Genomic DNA, 18,007 nt, shown 5'->3' on the forward strand with positions numbered 1-18,007 from the left:
GCATGGCTGCTGAAGCTCATGTCACCGAGGACCAGGGGTCGGTACGGGCGGACGTCTGGATCTGGTCCGTACGGCTGACGAAGACCCGCTCCCAGGCGGCGTCCGCCTGCCGCGCGGGCCACGTCCGCGTCAACGGGGAGCGGGTGAAACCCGCGGCTCCGGTGAAGGTGGGCGACGAGATCCGGGTCCGGCACGCGGAGCGCGAACGGCTCGTCGTGCTCAAGCGGATCGTGCGGAAGCGGGTGGGCGCGCCGGTGGCCGTGCAGTGTTACGTGGACAACAGCCCGCCGCCCCCGCCGCGCGAGTTCGCCGGTCCGGTGGCTGTTCGCGAACGGGGCGCGGGCCGTCCGACGAAGCGCGAGCGGCGCGTACTGGACGAACTCCAGGGCCACTAGGGCCTGTTCGGGAGGTGCGGGCGCGGCGCGACCCCGCACCGCGCCGACCTCGGTAAGTCACGTTCCGTGTACGGAAAGTAAAAGCCCCTGTCGTGGGGAAGGTCATCTCCATGAACCACGACTGTGACCAGCACATGAGGCTCCGCCTCCCCCGCCATCCCCGCAGCGTCGGCCGTGCGCGGGAGGCCCTGACCGGGCTCATGGGGCTGTCGGGCGAGTTCGGTGAGACCGCGGCGCTGCTGCTGTCGGAACTGGTCACCAACGCGTTGCGGCACGGGTCGCCGCCGGGGCGGGAGATCGTGGTGACCGTCCGCAGGGCCGACGGGCTGCTCCGGATGGAGGTCGAGGACGCGGGGGACTCGGTGCCCCGGCCGCGTACGCCGGACCCCGTCGACGAGTGCGGGCGCGGGCTCGCGCTGGTCGTCGCGCTCGCCGACGACTGGGGGGTGGCGCCGAGGCAGGGGCCGGGGAAGCGGGTCTGGGTGACGCTGAAGACGCCGGACTACGGACTACTGAATGTGCCGCGTCGCCTCGACGGGCCGCGTTCGCCGGGCTGACGGCGCGGGGCGCGGCCGGTGGCGTTCTCACCGGCGCTGTGAGGTGATCGCCTGCGCCGCGCGCAGCTCCTGCCGCAGCGGGGCCAGCACGCCCTCCTCGTCGGACGCCGACCACTCCTCGCGCACGTCCACCAGGACCACACTGGAGCGCACCCGCGCCGCCAGCTCCCGCAACTGCTTCTCCGCGTCCGCGATCTCGGCCGCGCCGGGCGGCGCCGCCCCGTGGTTGACGCGTACCCGCGCCGCCGTCGTCGCGTCGATGATCCGCTCCAGCGCCACGACCAGCGGCCACCAGGCGGCGGCACGTCTGCCGGTCGGCGGCGGCTCCGTGAGCGCGCGCTGGAACTCCGTCCGTACGACGGACAGATCGCGGTAGATGACGCGTCTGCGCCGCACCCGCTCGGCCTGGTTCGCCGCCGTCTCCGCCTCCGTACGGCCGGTGGTCGGGCCGAACGCGTACGCCAGGTAGTCCGCCGTGTCCTCCACGGCGTCCGCGAGCCGGTCGCCGATCCGGGTGTGCCAGCTCTCCGGCCAGAGCAGATAGCCCGCGACCAGCGCGATCGCGCAGCCGATGAGACTGTCCACGAGACGCGGCACGACCAGCGCGAACCCCTCGTGGTTGAGCACGTCGGAGACCAGCAGGATCACCGGTGTGATGGCCGCCGTCTGGAAGCCGTAACTCTTCGCCGAGACCGCCGGGATGAACGCGGCGAGCACCACCATCACCGGCACGTCCCACCAGCCGCGCGGCACGTGCCCCAGGACGGCCGCGGCCACCACGAGACCGGCCGCCGTGCCGAGAGCGCGCAGGACGCCGCGCGAGAAGACCGAGCCGAAATCCGGCTTGAGGACGAAGGTGACGGTGAGCGCGACCCAGTACGAGCGCGGCACGTCGATCACCGACACCAGGGACTGGGCGAGACCGATGCAGAGCGCGAGGCGCAGCCCGTAGCGCCAGGACGACTCGCTGAACAGCATGTCCCGCCCGGCGCGGCGGATCCGGACGCCGAGGGCGGCGGGGCGGCCGAGGCGGTCGTCCACGTTGTACGGGTCGGGGTCGGGCTTGTGCACGACGGACGCGGCGTGCCGCAGCGCGGCGTCGACGGCGCGCTCCGAGGGCGTCCCGGGCGGCGGCAGGTCGAGGTCGGCGCCGCCGAGGCGGCCCTCCTCGACCGCCCGCGCCAACTCCCTGACGGCGGCCGGGATCTCGTCGGGCAGCGGGCGGCGTCGCAGATGGGCGGCGGGCGCGGCCTCGACGAGCGGGATGAGCACGTTGAGCTGCGAGAGCAGCCGTACGAGCGGGCCGCGTCTGCCGTTGTCGCGGGCGCGGCGGGCGAGGACGAGGTCGTACGCCTCGTTCAGCGCCGCGGTGACGGCCTGCCGCTTCCCGTCGTAATCCCCGTCGGTGTCCTGCCGGCCCGCCGACTCCAGCAGGTCGGCCGAGGCGCGGTACGCGTCGGCGACGGCGGTGCGCTCCGCGACACGGCCGCGGAAGGGCCAGCCGAGCAGGGACAGGGCGAGCACGAAGAGACCGCCGCAGGAGAGCAGCAGCGGGGCCACCCACCAGGGCTCGGGCATCTGGAGACCGGCGCCGACGACCGCGTTGAGGAGCAGCAGCAGCCCGGAGACCGAGGCCACCGCGCCGATCGAGGAGATCATCCCGGAGACGAGCGCGACGAGTGTCAGCGCGACGACGGCGAGCCAGCCGTGGCCGAAGACGAGCGTGCCGAGGGTGACGCCGATCGCGCCGAAGAGCTGGGGAATCGCGATGGTCAGTATCCGCAGCCGGTAGGCGCCGGCGGTGTCGCTGATCACCCCGGACAGCGCGCCCATGGCGGCGAGGGCGCCGTACGTGGGCCGGCCGACGGCGAGTCCCACGGCGAGCGGTGCGGCCAGCGCGACGGAGGCGCGGACGACGGCCGCCCAGGGGACGGGGGCGGGCTTCGGCCGCAGACCGCTGAGCAGCCACTCCGGTGGCGTGAGCCGGACGGTGGGCCGGGTGGTGGGCCGGTCGGGACGGGGAGAGATCACGGTGGCCACAGTGACGTATGGGGGGCCGGGCTGTCAGCCCCGGGCGGGGTGGAGCGGGACGGGCGCGGCGGTCCGAGTTGCCGGGGGCTGTCGGCGGGTGTGCTCTGGAAGAAGGACGAGCGGGAGGAGTTCTCTGCCATGGCCACACAGGCACCGACGTCCACGCACGGGACCACGTCCGGGCCCCGGCACGCGCGTCCGTCGCGCTTCTCGGGGCACTTCCCGGGACGGTCCTCGGGGCGTTCCCCGGGGCCCGGGAGGCGCCGTATCCCCCTGCACACCGTGGCGGTGCCGATCTCGCTCGGCATCCTGTACGGCATCTGGGCCCCGTTCATCCAGCGCCACGGCAGCCCGCTCAACGCCCTCCAGATCACCCTCGGCGTGGTCTCGGGCCTCGCGGTCGCCGTGCTCGTCTTCGCACTGATGCGGCTTCCGAAGACGATGCCCCCCGAGCTGCGGGCGATGGCCTTCGGTGTGGTGGCGGGCGTCTCCGTGGGGTTCCTGCACAGCCTCACCTACGCGAGCGTGCTCCGGTCGTCCGGCATCGGGCTGACGGTGGGGGTGGCGAGCGCGGTGGCGACCTTCTACTACTTCCACACGCGCGAGGACTGAGCCGGCCGCCGGACCTCCGGTGAGCTGACGCCCGGACCACGCAGACCGCGTCCGACCTGCCCTTTCCGTATCCCGCGCGCCCGCCAGATCTGATCTGGCGGGCGCGCGGTCACGTCTAGCGCCTTCTGGGTGAGGGGGAGCGACGGCGGACGAGGGAGGGAGGCGGCCCGGATGCGACAGCACTGCGGGAGCGGCACGGCGGCGGCGCCGCTGCGCGTCGCGGTCATCATCGGCAGCACCCGCGAGGGCCGTCTCGGTGAGGCGGTCGGGCGGTGGTTCGTCGAGCGGGCCGCCAAGCGGGACGAGCTGGAGCTGTCGGTCGTCGACCTCGCCGCGTTCGACTTCCCCGCGCGCTATCCCGACCTGCCCACGGGGCCGATGGCGGAGTTCACGGCCGAGGTCGACCGCGCGGAGGCGTTCGTGGTGGTGACACCGGAGTACAACCGCTCGTTCCCCGCCTCCCTCAAGCAGGCCGTCGACTTCGCCTACGACGAGTGGCAAACGAAGCCGGTCGCTTTCGTCAGCTACGGCCACGGGTCCGGCGGGCTGTACGCGGTGGAGGGGCTGCGCACGGTCTTCACGGAGCTGCACACGGTCACCCTGCGCAACGGGGTGTCGATCAACCTCTTCGACTGCGGCGACGACGTCCTCGACGTCGACGCGGCGGCGGAGGAGCACAGGGACCGGGCGGCGAGCGTGCTGCTCGACCAGCTCGCGTGGTGGGGCCTGGCGCTGCGCGAGGCGCGGGCGGCCCGCCCGTACATCTGCTGATGAGTTTTTGGCACCGGCGGAGTCATAGGACAGAACCCGCCGAAGACGATCCAGAACCACGTACTCGTACCACGTACTCGTACGACGTACACGAACGACGACAGACGAAGGACTGACGATGAGTAAAGACGACCTCGCGATCGAGACCACGGGGCTGGTGAAAGTCTTCGGCTCGAACCGCGCCGTGGACGGAGTCGATCTCGCCGTGCCGACGGGCATGGTCTACGGAGTACTCGGCCCGAACGGCGCGGGGAAGACCACCGTCGTACGGATGCTCGCCACGCTGCTTCGCCCCGACGGCGGCGAGGCCCGCATCTTCGGCAAGGACGTGGTGAGGGACGCCGAGGCGGTCCGCGGCCGGGTCGCGCTGACCGGGCAGTACGCGTCGGTGGACGAGGACCTGACCGGTTCGGAGAACCTGATCCTGCTCGGCAGGCTCCTCGGGCACACCAAGCCCGACGCGCGCGACCGCGCGGGGCAGTTGCTGAACGCGTTCGGTCTTGACGAGGCGGCGGGTCGGCAGGTCAAGAACTACTCGGGCGGTATGCGGCGCCGTATCGACATCGCCGCCTCCATCCTGAACACCCCTGACCTGCTCTTCCTGGACGAGCCGACGACCGGCCTCGACCCGCGCAGCCGTAACCAGGTGTGGGACATCGTGCGGGCCGTTGTCTCGCAGGGGACGACGGTGCTGCTGACGACGCAGTATCTGGACGAGGCCGACCAGCTGGCGTCCCGTATCGCCGTGATCGACCAGGGCAAGGTCATCGCCGAGGGCACGAAGGGCGACCTGAAGGCGTCGGTCGGTTCCGGCGCCGTCCATCTGCGGCTGCGCGACGCGGCCCAGCGGCCGGACGCCCGGCGGGTGCTGGCCGCCGCACTGCGCGCGGACATCGTGCTGGACGCGGACCCGCTCGCCCTCACCGCCACCATCAGCGGGGGCGGCACCGAACAGGGCGCGGCCGAGCAGGCCGGGCGCGCGCTCGCCGAGCTGGCCCACGAGGGGATCGTCGTGGACAACTTCTCCCTCGGTCAGCCCAGCCTGGACGAGGTCTTCCTCGCTCTCACCGACAAGAAGAAGCCGTCGGACGACGCGTCGCGTGCGTCGTTCGGCAAGAGCACCGATGTGAAGGAGGGGGCAGCGGCATGACGACCGTAGCCACGAAGACCCAGGACCTCGACGACCTCGAACTCACCACGCCCACGGCGGACGACCTCGCCGCGCTGCTCGTGAACAAGGAACGGCCGCCGAGGCCCAGCGCGCTCTCCGCGTCGATGACCTTCGGCTGGCGGGCGATGCTGAAGATCAAGCACGTGCCCGAGCAGCTCTTCGACGTGACCGTCTTCCCGGTCATGATGGTGCTGATGTACGCGTATCTGTTCGGTGGTGCGCTGGCGGGGTCGGTCTCCGCGTACATCCAGTTCCTGCTGCCCGGCGTCATGGTGATGAGCGTCGTGATGATCACGATGTACTCGGGCGTCGCGGTCAACACCGACATAGCCAAGGGCGTCTTCGACCGGTTCCGCACGCTCCCGATCTGGCGCCCGGCCCCGATGGTCGGCTATCTGCTCGGTGACGTGATGCGCTACATGATCGCCGCGATAGTGATCCTGGGCGTGGGCCTGGCCATCGGCTACCGGCCCGACGGCGGTGTGCTCGGCATCGCGGCGGGAGTGCTGCTGCTGCTCGTCTTCTCCTTCTCGTTCTCGTGGATCTGGACGATGCTCGGCCTGATGCTGCGCACCGAGAAGTCGGTGATGGGCGTCAGCATGATGGTGATCATGCCGCTGACGTTCCTGAGCAACGTCTTCGTCGACCCGAAGACGATGCCGGGCTGGCTCCAGGCATTCGTCAACAACAGCCCCGTCTCCGAACTCGCCAGCGCGGTGCGTGAGTTGATGGCGGGCAACTGGCCGGCCCACGACATCGCGGTGACGCTCGGCTGGTCGGTCGGACTGGTGCTCGTCTTCGGCACCTGGACGATGCGGCTCTACAACCGCAAGTGAGGGCATGAATCCAAAGGCCGGTGGCCCGCGACTCCCCGGGGGAGAGCCGCGGGCCACCGGTGTGTGTTGACCTTGCCCGAGGGGGAGGCCCCAGCATCGGCGGTGGGGCTCACAGGCGCCAGGTGAGGGTGGCGGAGGTGTCGTCCTCCGTGCCGTCGGGGCGGTAGGCGCAGGTCGCGCCCGTGGTTACCGACTTCCGCAGATGCGCGGCCAGTTCGGGGTGGAGGGCGTCGAGCTTGCGCAGGGTGTCGCGGATGCGGGCCGTGACCGTCTTGCGGGCCCGCTCGGCCTCGTCGCCCAGGCGGCGGGTGCGCCCGCCGAGTCCCGCGGCGGTGCGGAGTTCGTCGAGGAGGGCCTGGCGCTCCCTGTCGTACGCGGCGGCCCGCGCGTCGTCGCCGCGTTCACCCGCGCGGTCGATCTCCTGGTCCAACTGGTCGAGCCGCCGGCGGTACTCCGCCTTGGCCCGTTCGTCCAGCACCGGGTCGCCGCCCAAGGCGTGCGCCGCCGCGGCCGTCTCCCCGCCGTCGGGGGAGAGGAGGCGGACCGCGGGGAAGTCCGTGCCGGGGTGCGAGACCAGGGTGTGCAGATCGCGCAGCCCCTTGGCGTCGGGCACATGGACCGCCCGCCCTTCGAAGGCGAGCGCCCAGACGGCCCCGTCCCGTCTGAACTCCGCTCCGGACGGGGCCGGTCGAGCGGCGGCGGCGCGGGCGCTCCCGTCCGGGCCGGCCTCCGCCTCCGTACGGCCTCCGTCCGGTCTGCCCGGCCCCCTCGGGCCCGCGCCGTCCCCCCAGGGGCCTCTCACCCACGGCCCCCGCCGGGTGTCCGGGGCGGGCGGGTCCGGTGACCCGGCCGAGCCGGGCTCGTCCGCCGCCACCTCCACCCCCGGGGCGCGCCTCTCCAGATGCCGCAGGCCCATCGTCCGCGCCGCCGGCGCCGCCCGCGTGCGCAGAGCCGCCTCCGCGGCGGCGTCCCCGGTCCCGCCGCGCGCCCGCAGGGCGTCGGCCAGCGCCAGGCCCGCCCGCAGGGACCACGGTTTCGCCTGGAGACGGTCGGCGGAGTCACGCGCGGCGGTGAAGGAGGCCACCGCCGCGTCCCAGCGCTCCTCCGCCGCGTCCAGCAGACCGAGCCAGAAGTCGACGGGCCCGCTGATGTCGCAGCCGTACAGCGCGACGAGCCATCGGCCGCTGTGCGCGCCGAGCGCGCCCCTGGCCTCGGCGATCAGCGCGGGATCGCCCGACGCGGCGGCGGTGTGCGCCAGGAGCCGGAACCGCAGCGGTGCGAAGACCCGCGAGACGGGCTCCGGCCGGTCCGACACCTCCCGGAGAAGCCGCAGCGCCCGCGCCGTGTCGCCGCGCTCGATCGCCGAGATCCCGTCGAGCAGCAGCGGGTAGAAGTAGTCCACCCCGTCGAGGCCGCGCGTGACGGCGTCGGCCTCGTCGTAGCGGCCCCGCGTCATGTGCAGGGCCCAGCGCAGATGGGAGGTGAGATATCCGTACGCCGCCTGGTCGGGCACGGCTTCGAGCGTGTCCGTGTACCACTTCTCCGCCTGGTCGAAGTCGCCGTTGAGCGCGGCGACGATGCCCAGGTCGAGGGTCTTTCCCAGCTCGTACCTGCGCTTGCCCGTGCGCTCGGCCACTCCCGCGTACGTACGCAACTGGTTCAGATAGCGCGGGTCGCCCATCTCCAGGAGGGTCACCCAGCGCATCGCCGCGGCGTGGACCTCCATGTCCAGATTCTGGGTGCGGCGGGCGACGGTCGACATCTCGGTGGTGAGAGCGAGCCGCTCGTCGGACGTCCCGAGGCCCCAGATGGTGTCGTGCCGTGCCCAGAGGGAGAAGGCGAGCGCCTCGTCGTCGTCGTCCCGCCGGGCGAGGTCCGTGGCGCGGACGGCGAGGTCCTGCGCGATCCGCTCCATCTCGTTGCTGCCGGGGCCGCCTCTCCCGCCGCTCCTGGCGGAACCGTCCCTCTCTTCCTCCCCGAACACCGCGCGGTACGCCTCGTGCAGCAGCTCCCCCGCCTGCGAGCCGTGGCCGGGCATGTCCTGCTGCTGATGGAGGGTGAGCGCGACCCGCGTGAGCAGCTCGGGATCGCCCAGCTCGCGCGCCGGTGTCACCGCGCGGTCGAAATACCGCCGGGCCTCCTCCTCCATGCCGTGGTGCCGCAGCTCGCCCGCGAGGTCGAGCGAGATGAGGACGGCGCGGCGCGGATCGCCCTCGCCGGGCGTCTCCGCCACCTCCAGGGCACGCCGGAAGTGACCGACGGCCTCGTCGACCGCGAGCCTGCTCGACGCGTCGCGCGCGGCCGCGAGCAGCAGATCGATGCGGTGGCCGCGGTCCACCGTCCCGCCCGCGAGATGGGCGTGCCGGGCCAGATCCGCGGGGACGATCTTCTCGCTCAGTGCCGGGGCGGTGTCCAGGGCGCGCACGACCGCGCCGTGCAGACGGGCTGCGTCGGCCTCTTCCAGAAATTCGTAGAGCGTCTCGCGGACGAGGTCGTGGGCGAAGGCGAACCGGCCGCCCCCGCGCGTCACCACGAGCCGGGCCGACACGGCCCGGTCCAGCAGCCGGTCCACGTGCGGCACGGGAGCGGACGTGGCGGCGGCGAGCACCTGGCGGTGGAACTCCCGGCCCAGCACGCTCGCCGTGACCAGCAGGTCGCCGACCGGCTTCGGCAGCATCGACAGCCGTCGCCGCACGGCCTCGCGCACGCCGGGCGCGATCGTGCTGACAGAGCTGCCGCCGTGCCAGAGACGGGCGGTCTGCTCGACGAAGAACGGATTGCCGCCCGTACGGCTGTGCACCTCGTCCACCAGCGCGGGCTCCGGCTCCCGCCCGGTCGTGAGCGCGAGGAGCGCGCCCACGTCGTCCCTGTCGAGCCCGGTCAGCGTCACCGCGGTGGTGGCTCGGGCGACGAGGGGAAGGATGAGCTGCTGGAGCGGATGGCCGGGCGCCTCCACCTCCACGTCGCGATACGTCCCGATGAGCAGCAGCCGCTCGAACCAGGCGTGCTGGGCGGCGAATTCGAGGAGGCTGAGCGACGCGGTGTCCGCCCAGTGCAGGTCGTCCAGGACGACGACGACCGGCCGGTCCTGGGAGACGGTGACGAGGGCGGTCGTCACCGCGTCGTACACGGAGAAGGCGTCCTTGGCCTCGTCGTCCCCCGCGGCCTCGCCGAGCAGCACCGCGAGCCGTCCGCCCGCCGCCTCCTCGGCCTTCGCCCACTCCTGCTCACGGAGGCCGCGCCGCATCCCGCGCACGACCTGCACCCACGGCCAGTACCCCGGAGCGCTGCCCTCCCAGCACGAGCCGCCGAGCACCAGGGCCCCGCGCTGCCGCGCCTCCAGCGCGACGGCGGTGACGAGCGTGGTCTTGCCGATGCCCGCCTCGCCCGCGACCAGCACGAGACCCCCGTGGCTGTCCGTCGCACGGCCGATCTCCGCGCGGAGGACGCCTGCGGGGTGGTCACGCCCGATCAGTGCAGGGGTCATGACCAAAACCATAGAAGGCACCACTGACAATCGGCATACGAAATCTTGCCGACGGACAGACGTGCAGGTGGCAGGGCCGGGGTACGATCCACGCCCGCCGACGCGGGCCCCGCCCTGCGGGCGGACGGCGCTACATTCCGGAGACACGCCCTAAAACACGTCTCGCGGATCCCGTGCCTCCCGCGGACCGGGCGCGGAGCCGCCGTACCGCGCCAGCATCCCGCCCGTCGCCGCCGGGCCGGCCGCGAAGACGTACGCCTCGCTGTCGTCGAGCCTGTGCCCCGTTGCCGCGTCGACGATCACCGGCTCGACCTCCTCGCCGGTCTCCGCGTCGACGAGGATCATGGTCCGGTCCTCTGTCGGCAGGCGCGAGTTGCCCCATGCGGCGAGACTGACGAGTACCGGGCGAAGCGAGCGGCCGAGGTCCGTGAGGACGTACTCGTGGCGCGTCGGCCCCTGTTGGTACGGGCGGCGCTCCAACAACCCGTCGGCGACCGAGGAAAGCCGGGGACGGATCGTGGAAGAGTCACTGGACGGCAGGCGTGCGCTGGTCACCGGCGGTACGAAGGGGGCCGGCGCCGCCATCGCCGCGCGGCTCGCGCGGGCCGGTGCCACCGTGCTGGTGACCGCGCGCCACCGTCCTGAAGAGGTCGAGCCGCAGCGGTTCATCGGCGCGGACATCACCACACCCGACGGCGCCCGCACGATCGTCTCCGAAGCGCTCGACCGGGTCGGCGGGATCGACATCCTGGTCAGCAACTTCGGCGGCTCCCACGCCCCGTCCGGCGGCTTCGCCGCCCTGGACGACGCGGCGTGGGACACCGAACTCAACAGCAACCTGCTGGCCGCCGTACGGCTGGACCGCGGCCTGCTGCCGGGCATGATCGCGGCAGGCAAGGGCGCGATCGTGCACGTCACCTCCATCCAGCACCGGATGCCTCTGTACGAGGCGACGCTCGGCTACGCGGCGGCGAAGGCGGCGCTCGCGACGTACAGCAAGGGCCTGGCCAACGAGGTCGCCCCGCACGGCGTCCGCGTCAACACCGTCTCGCCGGGCTTCATCAGGACCACGGCCGCGGAGGCGCTCGTCGAGCGCATTGCGGCGGGCGCGGGCATCGACACCGACGCGGCGCTCCGTCGGCTCATGGACTCGCTCGGCGGGATCCCGCTGGGGCGGCCGTCAGAGCCCGAGGAGGTCGCCGAGCTGGTCGCCTTCCTCGTCTCGGACCGCGCGTCGTCCATCGTCGGCGCCGAGCACGTCATCGACGGCGGGACGATCCCGACCGCCGCCTGACCGCCCCCACCACTCCCACCTCCCAAGGAGCACACCATGAGCGTCAACGGCCCGGCACCCGCACTCCCCGATGTGGTCAACCGCTATCTGACCGCCCACCAGATCCGCGACAAGGAGTCCGCGCTCGCGACCTTCCACGAAGGCGCGACCGTCACGGACGACGGCTCGACGTACACCGGCAGGGCCGCGATCGGGCAGTGGCTCGGCAAGGCGGCGAGCGAGTACACGTACACCACCGAACTCCTCGGTGCCGAGAGCCCGGACGAGAACCACCACGTCGTCACCAACCGTCTGGAGGGCGACTTCCCCGGCGGGCGCGTCGACCTCCGTTTCCGGTTCACGCTGCGCGCCGGGCTGATCGAGGACCTGACCATCGCGCCGTGATCGAGGCGACCCGCCCTCCCCCGCGATGGCAGACTCCGGCGTCGACTCGACTCCCTACGCCACGTTCCTCAGGAGACTCCCGTGCCCGACCTGACCACCGACCGTCTCGTCCTGCGTTCCTGGCCCGCCGAGGATGTCGCCGCCGTCGTCGCCGGTGAGAGCGGGTTTCCGCACTGGGCCGAGGACTTCCCCGCCGAAGGCGACCGCGTCATCGCCGGATTCATCGCCGAACACCCCGGCACCCTCGGTCCCTACGGCCAGCGCCAGATCATCGAGCGCGCGACCGGCCTGGTGGTCGGGGCGGTCGGCCTCTTCCCGCCGTCGGACGGCACGATCGAGTTCGGCTACGGGATCGTCCCCTCCCGCAGGGGCCGGGGCTACGCCTCCGAGGCCGCCCACGCCATCGCCGCGTTCGCCCTGACGGCGCCGGACATCCACACGGTCGGCGCGAAGGTGGAACTGTCGAACCCGGCCTCGGCACGCGTACTGGAGAAGGCGGGACTCACCCGGGTGAGCGCCGACGCCGAATTGGCCCTTTTCCAGGCCACGGCGCCACTGCCGGAGCCGTCGCCGCAGTCCCGGCCGTCCACGCAGCCCGCCCCGTAGTAAGCAGTACGCAGTGCACGCACACACGGGAGTTGAGGGCTCATGGCGGACGACCACGGTCAGCGGCCGATGACCGACGACGAGATCGGGGCCGCCGCGCTCGGGGCCGCCCAGCGGGTCGACGGGCAGGTGACGCTGAGGGAGTACGACCCCCGGTGGCCGGGGGTCTACCGGCGCGAGGCCGTGTCGATCGGCGCGCGGCTCGCCGACGAGGGCGGCGCGTCCGGGCACCGGATCGAGCACGTCGGCTCCACCTCGGTGCCCGGTCTTCCCGCGAAGCCCGTCATCGACATGCTGCTGATCGTCGACGACCCCGGCGACGAGGACGGTTAGGTGCCCGCCCTGACCGCCGCCGGCTACGCGGTCGCCGTCCGGGAGCCCGAGTGGTACGAGCACCGGGTGCTCCGGAAGCGGGACCTCGACCCCTCGGCCGGCTCGGCCAACCTGCATGTCCTGCCCGCCGGTTGCCCCGAGGTCGACCGCATGCTGCTCTTCCGGGACCGGCTGCGCACGCATACCGGCGACCGTGAGCTGTACGCGAGGACGAAGCGGGGACCGGCGCGGCAGGAGTGGAAGTACATGCAGAACTACGCCGACGCCAAGACCGAGGTGGTCGAGGAGATCCTGGCCCGCGCCAGGAGCGCGGGCTGAGACCCGCTCAGTCCCAGCGGTCCTCGTTGAGGAAACGGGCCACAGCGCGCCAGGAGTTGGGGCCCATCACCCCGTCCACCGGCCCGGTGTACCCGTAACCGCCCGCGAGCCGCTGGAGCGCGGCGTACGTCTGCTGACCGGGTGCGCCGTCGATGGGGCCGGCGTAGCCGTGGTGGTCGCGCAGGTTGCGTTGCAGCGCCGCGTACGTCCGGGTGCCCGGCGCGCCGTCGACGGGGCCCGTGTAACCCGACTCGATCGAGAGCCACTTCTGGGCCCGCTGCCAGAACACCGTGCCCGGCACACCGTCCTGCTCCGTCGAGGTCTTCGGCAGCCCGGTGCCGCCACCGCCGTTCCCCAGGAAGGTGAGCGGATTGATGCGCACGCCGTTCGGGTCGATCATGTGCCAGTGCACGTGCGGGCCGGTGGACGAGCCCGAGCCGGGCGCACCGGGCGCGCCGCCGGAGAGCCCGACGATGCCGCCCGCGGCGACCGAGGCGCCGTTGCCGAGCAGGAACTGGGACAGGTGCATGTACTGCGTGCGGTAGCCGTTGGGGTGGGTGATGGTCACGGTGTGGCCGCCGGTCCCGTTTTCCGGGATGTTGGTGACCGTCCCGCCGCCGGCCGCCGGGAGCTGCGTTCCGACGCCCATGCCGTAGTCGAGACCGCCCAGCGAGCCGCGGTCGATGTGCTCCTGCCAGGTGCCGGTGATCGCGTAACCGCTGAACGGGTTGTGGAAGTTGTCGCGCGGCGCCCGTTCGGCGCCGCTGTCGGCGTACGCCGGTGTACCGGTGGTGGCGACGAGGCCGATGCCGAGCGCGCCGACGCCGAGTGCGCCGGCGGATCCGCGCAGCAGGGCGCGGCGGCTGAGGTGGGGCTCACACATGAGGACTCCTGTGGGGGGAGGAGTGGACCGGACGACGTCCGAACGTAGGGGATTTCAGGCGCGGTTGGTATGGCAGCTTCTGATAAAAGCTGAGGCCGGCTCGGCGGTGTTACCTCCGGGGTAATCGCCATCGTCCGGACGTCCCGGTCAGGATGTGGTCGCACGCCGCGCCGGCAGGGCGCGGGGCAGGTGAGGGGTGGGTAGGCATGTCGGTGGAAGCGAGTGCGCGGACGCGTCAGGTCGTTCAGGAACTGCTGCGCCGGATCGGGGCCGGGGACCCGGACCGGATCGGCGAGCTGTACGCGGAAGAGGTCGACTGGGGGCTGGACTGGCCGGAGGCCGAGCACGGGCGGGCCGCGACGCCCTGGATCCGGCGGCGGAGCAGCCGCGCCGACGCGGTGGCCAACTACCGCGAGATCGCCGAGCACCATGTGCCCGGCGAGGTCGGTACCGAGATCGAGCGGATCCTGGTCGACGGGAACGACGCCGTCGTGACGGGCGAGATACGGCAGACGGCCCGGTCCACCGGACGCGCGTACCGGGCCCGGTTCGCCCTGCACCTCACCGTCGAGAACGGTCTCGTCACCCGTAACCACGTCTACGAGGACAGCCTCGCGGTGGCCCAGGCGTTCGACGGGGCGGCCGTGGGGCCGGGCGACTGACGGCCCGCCCACCTCCCGTCCCCCCGACTTCCTCTCAACAGTTATCCGCAACTCTGTTGAAAATACCTCCCTGGCCAGGCCTTGTACGGAAAGGGAGCGTTCAGCGAGAGTTCATCCCGCGACGCCCCACACACCCCCCAGCCACGTCGCCGGACAAGCGCCCACCCACGAACGCGCGGCAACAGGCCCTGTTCCCCGAAGGCTTGGCACGCCGCTGTTCGGCGCTGCTCCGATACGAGAGGAAGCACCGTGCAGGTTTCCCGGAAATACCTCGTCGCCGCCGTCACCGGCGTCCTGCTCTCGGCCTCCGCCGTCACCGGCGCGCAGGCAGCCGACCCGTACGGCGCGGGTCAGGCGCCGCGGTACCAGCCCGAGATGGTCTCGGCGCTCGCCGAGACCCTCGGTACCACCGAGCGGGAGGCCGTAGAGCGGCTCGACCGCGAAGCCGCGCAGCAGCGCGAGTTGGCCGCCGTGAAGAAGCAGGGCATCAAGACGGACGGCGCCTTCTTCACCGAGTCGGGGACGCTGACGGTGAACGCGCCGGACGCGAGATCCGCGGCCCGGGTGGCGGACGCGGGCCTCGTCGCCCGCGTTCCCGAGCACGGCAAGTCGGCGCTGGACCGGATAAAGGCGGAGCTGGACGCGAAGGCCGTCGAGCGGGCCCCCGCCGGTGTCTCGTCGTGGTCGGTCGACCTCGCGTCCGACACCGTCACGGTGGAGGTGAGCAGCGACAGCGGTACCGCCGCCCGTTCGTTCATCGAGGCCGCGGGCAAGCACGGCGACGCCGTCCGCGTCGTCCGCGGCCAGGAGCGGCTGGAGACCCAGGCGGTGGTGCCCCCGGGCAGCCGTATGACGTTCAACGGCTACATCTGCTCGGTCGGGTTCGGGGCGCGTGACGCCGCGGGCAAGCAGTACCTGGTCACCGCCGGGCACTGCATCGAGGAACTGCCCGACCTCGCCTACAACAACGTCAAGTTCGCCAAGGGCACCGACTCGCGCTTCGCCGTCGGCACGCGCAGCGTGGACATGGGCATAGCGGCGGTCGACGCCGAGGACTCGATAGGCACGCAGGTCACCACGCACGGCCAGGCGGGGAACGTCGCGGTCCGCGGCGGTACGCGCGCGGCGACGGGCGCGGCGATGTGCAAGTCCGGCCAGACCACCGGCTGGACCTGCGGCACCGTGCGCTCGTACAACGTCACCGTCACGTACACCGACGCCAACGGCGGCCCCGACACGGTCGTCACGGGCCTCGGCAGCTCCACCGTCTGCACCGAGGGCGGCGACAGCGGTGGCGCCTACATCTCCGGCAACCAGGCGCAGGGCATGACCTCCGGCGGCCCGATCGGCCAGAACTGCGGCGGCGTGAACACCACCGGCTCCTCGTACTTCCAGCCGCTGACCGACGCGCTCTCGCACTACAAGCTGACCCTCAACACCAACTGAACAGGTTTTCGTCTCTCCGATGCCCCCGGAGAGACGGCGGCGGAGCCGCCCACCCTTACCGGTGGGCGGCTTTCGTCGTCCGCATACCATCGACGCAGAGAACGGGGTCCGGCCGTCCGGGACTCCTCTTCGATCGGAGCTGCTGCCATGACCGACACGGAAACGGGCATGGGCGGGGCCACGGGCGCGGGAGTGGACCCGGACGTCGCCGGGGACGCGGAAGTGACGTTCGCCGATGTCTTCCGGGAGGCCCTGCGCCGCCGCGGTCTCTCGCTGGAGCGCGTACGCGACCGGCTCGAAGCACAGGGAATCGGCGTCAGCCTCGCCACCCTCAGTTACTGGCAGCGCGGGCGCAGCCAGCCCGAACGCGCCAGGTCCCTGCGCGCCGTCGACGCGCTGGAGGACATCCTCGCCCTGCCCGCCGGCGCCCTCCGCTCTCTCCTGCGCCCCGGCCGGCCGCGCGGCCGTACGGCGTCGGACCTGCTCGATCTCTCCGCCTCGCACCGCGTCTTCGGTGAGAACTCCGACGTGGAACAGGCCCTCGGCGCGGACTTCGCGCGCTTCAACGAGGACGTCACCTCCCTGGTCATCCACGAGACCGTCCATCTCGACGCCGAGCGCCGCATACGGCAGATGTCGGTGAACCAGGTGCTGCGCGCCACCCGCGACGGCGCGAGCCGGCTGACCGCCGTGCATGTCATCGACGACCCGGCGACGGAGTCGGTCGACGTCGCCGTACGCTGCGGCAGGCTCGGCCGGGTGGAGTTCCTGCCGGAGCGGCGGAGCATCGTGACGGAGATCCTGTTCGGCGGTGAAATGGCCAAGAACGAGACGGTGGTGGCCGACTACACGATCTCGCTCTCCCCGAGCCGCGAGGTCTCGACGTACCACGAGCGCCGCACGCGGGTGAGCCTGCGGGAGTACCTGCTGCACGTGTACTTCGACCCCGACGCGCTGCCGGTGAGCTGCCACCGCTACTACCGCGAACGGATCGGCGCGGAGAAGACGAGCAGCAGGCAGATCGCGCTGGACGTCTCGCACACGGCGCACATGCTGCCGCCGAAGTGCCCGGCGGGGATACACGGCATGTCGTGGGAGTGGCCCGCCTGACCTTCGCGCCCGACGCCCGCGCGCCCGACGCCCGCGGTCCGACGCGCGCGCGCCCGCGCGCCCGCGGTCCGACGCCCGCGCACCCGACGCCCGCGCACCCGACGCCCGCGCGCCCGACGCCCGCGCGCCCGACGCCCGCGCGCCCGACGCCTGCGCGCCCGCGGTCCGGCGCCCGACGGGATGTCAGACCCCGGCGCTAGGGTTTTTCGCATGACCGAAGCGGCCGTGACCACGACCACGAGCGTCGCCGATCTGCGGGACTGGCGACGGCTGTTGAAGGTGATCGTCTGGGACGGGTACAACCGGCCCAAGGACGAGGCCGCGTTCGCCAAGCTGATGGAGATCACCCAGGAGTGGACGCTGGCCGGGCGGCCGGTGGAGGGCCTGCGCGCGCAGATCGCGCTCCAGAACCCGCCGTACCACCTGGGCAGAAAGCTCCGGGTCAGCAGGAACAACGTGGCGCGGGCCAGCCGCTTCACGGTCAGCTACGAGGTGCGGCCCGAGGACATCCCGGCGAACGAATGGCTCATCGCGGCGTACGGCGATGTGGCCGAGACCGTCCTCGAATGGTGGAAGAACGACATCGACGACGAGGCCCGTGACTGGATCACCAAGCGGACGCTGGAGCGGCTGATCAAACTGCATCTGGCGGGCCAGCCGCTGATGTTGGGCCTGATCCATCTGGGCGAGGGCGAGTTCACGCCGGTGCCGCTGACCGGACTCGAAGCCAGGCTGGCCGGGATCGGGCAGGAAGTGGCGCTCGGCTTTCGGGAGTTGGTTCGGGACGTCGACCTCTGGGAGAAGCGTCTCGCCGTCGCGTCGGAGGTCTCCTCGGAGGGGACGAACGACACCGACGTGGTGCACCGGGTGCTCGCCAACGCCGAACTGTCCCAGCTCAAGCGGCACGGCGAGGTCGTGGCACGGCTGCTGCGCCACATGCCGCCGAAGCTGCGCGCCACCCATCTCGTCGGGCAGACGCCGGCCCGGCAGAGCTACTGGGTGGGCGTGCTCGCCCGGATGAAGGAGCTCGCGGCGTCCTCCTGAGACGCGTGTCCGCCCTTTCGGACCGCCGCCCCACCGCAGCCACGTCGCCCGAACGCCCGAGAGAGTC

The 18,007-nt window shown here is 72.2% G+C and carries 15 protein-coding genes and 3 pseudogenes; 14 read left to right on the forward strand and 4 right to left on the reverse strand.

From position 1 onward, the window contains the following. Positions 1-2: 2 nt before the first annotated feature. The gene (locus SSPS47_RS17535; RefSeq protein WP_147873357.1) at positions 3-395 is read left to right on the forward strand and encodes an RNA-binding S4 domain-containing protein; all 393 of its coding nucleotides are present in this window, start codon (positions 3-5) and stop codon (positions 393-395) included. Between the two features lie 110 nt (positions 396-505). Next, the gene (locus tag SSPS47_RS17540; protein WP_239064942.1) at positions 506-952 is read left to right on the forward strand and encodes an ATP-binding protein; all 447 of its coding nucleotides are present in this window, start codon (positions 506-508) and stop codon (positions 950-952) included. Positions 953-979: 27 nt separating this feature from the next. On the opposite strand, the gene SSPS47_RS17545 is transcribed toward SSPS47_RS17540, so the two are convergent. Continuing rightward, positions 980-2,983 (reverse strand): FUSC family protein, encoded by a 2,004-nt coding sequence (locus SSPS47_RS17545; RefSeq protein ID WP_239064943.1) that lies wholly within the window; start codon positions 2,981-2,983, stop codon positions 980-982. Between the two features lie 282 nt (positions 2,984-3,265). On the opposite strand from SSPS47_RS17545, the gene SSPS47_RS17550 reads away from it, so the two are divergent. From SSPS47_RS17550 to SSPS47_RS17565, 4 genes are all read left to right on the forward strand, one after another. Further along, positions 3,266-3,595 carry a hypothetical protein gene (locus SSPS47_RS17550; protein WP_239064944.1) on the forward strand — a complete coding sequence of 110 codons (330 nt, stop codon included), beginning with the start codon at positions 3,266-3,268 and terminating at the stop codon, positions 3,593-3,595. 171 nt (positions 3,596-3,766) lie between these two features. Beyond that, a complete protein-coding gene (locus SSPS47_RS17555) occupies positions 3,767-4,366 on the forward strand; it encodes an NAD(P)H-dependent oxidoreductase (protein WP_164251921.1) in 600 nt (199 codons plus the stop codon). A 118-nt stretch (positions 4,367-4,484) separates the two neighbouring features. Then, positions 4,485-5,516: an ATP-binding cassette domain-containing protein gene (locus tag SSPS47_RS17560; RefSeq protein WP_164251922.1), complete on the forward strand. Its 1,032-nt coding sequence runs from the start codon at positions 4,485-4,487 to the stop codon at positions 5,514-5,516. Further along, positions 5,513-6,373, forward strand: coding sequence for an ABC transporter permease (locus SSPS47_RS17565; protein ID WP_164251923.1), 861 nt, complete (start codon positions 5,513-5,515; stop codon positions 6,371-6,373). The genes SSPS47_RS17560 and SSPS47_RS17565 overlap by 4 nt, the downstream gene beginning before the upstream one ends. 109 nt (positions 6,374-6,482) lie before the next feature. Here SSPS47_RS17565 and SSPS47_RS17570 read toward each other — a convergent pair whose 3' ends face one another. Both SSPS47_RS17570 and SSPS47_RS35475 read right to left on the reverse strand, forming a co-directional pair. Next, positions 6,483-9,860 carry an AAA family ATPase gene (locus SSPS47_RS17570; RefSeq protein WP_164251924.1) on the reverse strand — a complete coding sequence of 1,126 codons (3,378 nt, stop codon included), beginning with the start codon at positions 9,858-9,860 and terminating at the stop codon, positions 6,483-6,485. A gap of 150 nt (positions 9,861-10,010) precedes the next feature. Further along, positions 10,011-10,385: pseudogene (locus SSPS47_RS35475) on the reverse strand (helix-turn-helix domain-containing protein); the annotation flags it as partial. On the opposite strand from SSPS47_RS35475, the gene SSPS47_RS17580 reads away from it, so the two are divergent. From SSPS47_RS17580 to SSPS47_RS17595, 4 genes and pseudogenes are all read left to right on the forward strand, one after another. Further along, positions 10,375-11,154, forward strand: a complete 780-nt coding sequence (locus tag SSPS47_RS17580) for an SDR family oxidoreductase (RefSeq protein WP_239065286.1) — start codon at positions 10,375-10,377, stop codon at positions 11,152-11,154. The pseudogene SSPS47_RS35475 and the gene SSPS47_RS17580 overlap by 11 nt on opposite strands. Before the next feature lie 36 nt (positions 11,155-11,190). Then, entirely contained in the window at positions 11,191-11,538 is a 348-nt protein-coding gene (locus tag SSPS47_RS17585) for a nuclear transport factor 2 family protein (protein ID WP_164251927.1), read from the forward strand. 81 nt (positions 11,539-11,619) lie between these two features. After that, positions 11,620-12,144: a GNAT family N-acetyltransferase gene (locus SSPS47_RS17590; RefSeq protein ID WP_239064945.1), complete on the forward strand. Its 525-nt coding sequence runs from the start codon at positions 11,620-11,622 to the stop codon at positions 12,142-12,144. Positions 12,145-12,213: 69 nt separating this feature from the next. Continuing rightward, positions 12,214-12,795 (forward strand): annotated as a pseudogene (locus SSPS47_RS17595) (GrpB family protein). Positions 12,796-12,802: 7 nt separating this feature from the next. On the opposite strand, the gene SSPS47_RS17600 reads toward SSPS47_RS17595, so the two are convergent. Continuing rightward, positions 12,803-13,678, reverse strand: a complete 876-nt coding sequence (locus SSPS47_RS17600) for a peptidoglycan DD-metalloendopeptidase family protein (protein ID WP_164251928.1) — start codon at positions 13,676-13,678, stop codon at positions 12,803-12,805. 206 nt (positions 13,679-13,884) lie between these two features. On the opposite strand from SSPS47_RS17600, the gene SSPS47_RS17605 reads away from it, so the two are divergent. The 4 genes and pseudogenes from SSPS47_RS17605 to SSPS47_RS17620 all read left to right on the forward strand — a co-directional run. After that, the gene (locus SSPS47_RS17605) at positions 13,885-14,340 is read left to right on the forward strand and encodes a nuclear transport factor 2 family protein (RefSeq protein ID WP_164251929.1); all 456 of its coding nucleotides are present in this window, start codon (positions 13,885-13,887) and stop codon (positions 14,338-14,340) included. 249 nt (positions 14,341-14,589) lie between these two features. Continuing rightward, a complete protein-coding gene (locus tag SSPS47_RS17610) occupies positions 14,590-15,786 on the forward strand; it encodes a S1 family peptidase (protein WP_164251930.1) in 1,197 nt (398 codons plus the stop codon). 147 nt (positions 15,787-15,933) lie between these two features. Continuing rightward, on the forward strand, positions 15,934-16,896 hold the full coding sequence (locus SSPS47_RS17615; protein WP_239064946.1) for a helix-turn-helix transcriptional regulator: 963 nt from the start codon (positions 15,934-15,936) through the stop codon (positions 16,894-16,896). Between the two features lie 276 nt (positions 16,897-17,172). Further along, positions 17,173-17,940, forward strand: a pseudogene (locus SSPS47_RS17620) (AAA family ATPase); the annotation flags it as partial. Positions 17,941-18,007 lie beyond the last annotated feature (67 nt).

Origin of the sequence: Streptomyces sp. S4.7, assembly GCF_010384365.1 — a bacterium.
Classification (GTDB): domain Bacteria; phylum Actinomycetota; class Actinomycetes; order Streptomycetales; family Streptomycetaceae; genus Streptomyces.